This is a genomic window from Streptococcus sp. SR4 (assembly GCF_000517725.1).
GTDB classification, from domain to species: Bacteria; Bacillota; Bacilli; order Lactobacillales; family Streptococcaceae; genus Streptococcus; species Streptococcus salivarius_F.
Window position 1 is genome coordinate 1 of record NZ_AZYW01000058.1, and the last position, 2,952, is coordinate 2,952.

Genomic DNA, 2,952 nt, shown 5'->3' on the forward strand with positions numbered 1-2,952 from the left:
AGGAAGATGGCAAGAATAACTACGATAAGAGCTGCCACGATACCAATGAGTTTACTTGTATTTTTCATGAGTGAGATTCCTTTTCTGTTAATTTACTAAGTTATTATAATATATAGACAGCTAAATTTTTCATTGAAGTCATAAACGGTGGTTTTTTCGTCATAATCAAACCACATCTTCTATTTTTAGTGTCTGTTTAAAACGATAGTCTTTAGATTGTGTTGACAAAGAACAATTAGGGTACTTCCCTAAAATCTCTCGAACAGTGGACAGACCTATACCGCGGCCCTCTCCTTTACTTGAGCGACCAAGTTTAAAGATACCGACTGTATTGATAGATTCTTGAGCAATGGTATTCTCCACTATCACCACCTTTGTCTCTCCACTGATAAGAGCAATGTTCACTTCTTTAGTACCGCTATCCAGACTAGCTTCAATAGCATTATCCAAAAAAATGGACAGCACCGTTATGAAATCCAACAATTCCATCCTTGATACTTCAAAGACGTCGCTGACCTCAAGGTGAATGGTAATAGACTGTCCCTGTGCTTCCAAAATTTTACTAGCCAGGACACCTTTAACGGCTTCATCTTTAATATTAATCAAGTTGGCAATTTCGTACTGTTTTCCCTCAATCCGTGTCTTTGTTTTTTCAAGGATGTTATCGTAGATCTCGGAAATGATAGCCATGTCCTTGGAGTCAATGCCATATTTGATACTAGACAAAACATTTAGGTAATCGTGCCTGAAGCGACGAAGATCCGTATAGAGTTGCTCGATTTGTTGACTATAATGAGCCAAATCACTCATTTGCCTATCTTTTTGGAGTAGGACTTCTTCTTTTAGTCTCTCACTGAAGGTCGCATTGATATAAACAAGGGTCGCAAGAAAGAGTAAAGCATAGGTCACCACGAGATAAACATGCCAATCTCTTCCTCCAGGGCTCTGTTGCACAAAAAAGGTAATATATTGGAGAAGGAGGGCATAAGATAACATTGATATATCTATGAGTAATAAAAAGTACTTTGAAAATGACTTTTGAAAACCATAATTCAATGCTTTGAAATCCACTTTTAAGGTCTTAATGATTAACCAAAACACAGGAAAGACTAGTAACTCAATGACAAGGTTTAAATGAAAATGGTTAAGTACAATCAGATAATGTCGATTGATGACTAAGGCAATCCCATAAATAATAAGATTGTGAACAAGACTTTCTATGACGATTGGAAACAAGCCATAGAAAATATCTAATAACCTATTGCCATAACGATTTCTGTAGAGGGAATAAACAACCAAGAAGGCATGCCCTAAAAAATAGGATAGGACTGGAGAAAGCACAAACAAAAATCGGATAATCAAGGGGATGATGATATACCATCTTAGCTTTATCTTCTCGGAGGTAATGTATTGATAAATGAGGATAAAGAGGATAATCTCCGCTAAAAAGTCTAGATTATCCAACACAAAATTAATCGCTGTCATCGTCCAATTCTCTCAATCAATTTCTTTAGTTTCAATTTTGAAACATAGCAAACGCCACCATTTTCAAAATAGACTGTCCCCGTACTTTTATCTAATTTGATGATATTTTCTGGATTGATAAGGAAAGATTTGTGGCATTTAAACAGTCTAGGGTCACTCTTTTCGATTTGTGAGAGACTGCCATAAAACTCAATCTGCTCCTCTTTAGTATAAAGGATAACCTTATGAACAATATCTGACGTCTCAAAGTACAAGATATCATGAAAAGGAACCTGAATAACGGTCTTAGCATTCTCAATCCGAAAAGCGTCTTCTGGATTCTGACTCTGTATCTTTTTGCAGGTTAATAAGATAATACTTTCCACACGCTTTTGAAAGTCCTCACCCTCCAAAGACTTATCAATAAAGTCTAGAGCTGCCAGTTGGTATTGAAAAGTCAAGGGAAGATGCTCTGAATGGGTCGTGAAGAAAACAATATTGGCATAGGGGTCGTTCTTGCGAATCTGCTTTGCAACTTCCAAGCCTTTTTTAGTATCGTCTTTAATCTGAATGTCCAAGAAAAAGAGCTGATGAGACCCTCGCTCGGTAATAGACTCTAATAGTTGATTGGGTTTGTCGAAAACCTCAAAGTCGCCTACTTTAATGTTATTTTTCTTAAGGATCGTATGAATAACCTCTTCAATACGATTTTGTTGGATAAAATGATCTTCTAAAATATAGATGTTAAGCATGGCATAACTTCCTTTAGCATAATCTTAAGAGAAATTCTAAGTTAGAGCATTTCTTTAATAAATGAACCTCTCTTATTTATTCAAAATGAGATTTATTGTTCTCTTTATTTATTTTACATTTTTATTACAAAAAAAACAATAGTTTGTAACATTTTTTTGCTTCAATCAACTAAAAAAACACCCCAAAAGTTAGATTTTATATGTCTAACTTTTGGGGTGCAGTTCATAAATAACAATCTTTTTCGTACTAGTTACGATAATAAGGGACACCTTCAGCAGTTTGGTCCTGACCAATAACAAGGTAATCAGAGCCGTTACTACCTCCAGAAACCGCTCTCAATGCAGCTGAGCTTGTATCTGAGAAGACTCCTGCATAAAAAATATTATCTGAAACTCTTTGAGGCTTCAATTGAGCAGTATAACCTGTTGAGTTTTTTATAATTGTACCATCAGAATTGATAGTCACTGATTCACCATTCGCATTAGTCCAAGTTCCCACAAGAGAGCTAATATCACCATTGTCAAGGGCACCAAAGTCAAGCGATGATTGACTATTATTTGTGTTCTTCTCAGATTTAGCCTTATCTGTTCCAGCTGCAGATTCAGCCACTTGTCCACCATCTGTAGCGCCTGCTTGAGCTTGTTCTTGAGAGGAAACTTTAGGTGCTACTGCTGAGGCCTGATTGTCATTTTCTTCATTTGTGACTGCTGAAGATGATGATTGAACTGATTTCTT

General features: G+C 36.2%; 3 protein-coding genes. All 3 read right to left on the bottom strand.

Annotated elements, in window-relative coordinates; all coding sequences use genetic code 11:
* Positions 1 to 165: 165 nt before the first annotated feature.
* The gene (locus tag HMPREF1519_RS07230) at positions 166 to 1,485 is read right to left on the bottom strand and encodes a sensor histidine kinase (RefSeq protein ID WP_037611730.1); all 1,320 of its coding nucleotides are present in this window, start codon (positions 1,483 to 1,485) and stop codon (positions 166 to 168) included.
* A complete protein-coding gene (locus HMPREF1519_RS07235) occupies positions 1,482 to 2,216 on the bottom strand; it encodes a response regulator transcription factor (protein WP_037611731.1) in 735 nt (244 codons plus the stop codon). The genes HMPREF1519_RS07230 and HMPREF1519_RS07235 overlap by 4 nt, the downstream gene beginning before the upstream one ends.
* A 247-nt stretch (positions 2,217 to 2,463) precedes the next feature.
* On the bottom strand, positions 2,464 to 2,952 hold a 489-nt coding region (locus HMPREF1519_RS07240; protein ID WP_037611733.1), incomplete at its 5' end, for a DUF6287 domain-containing protein.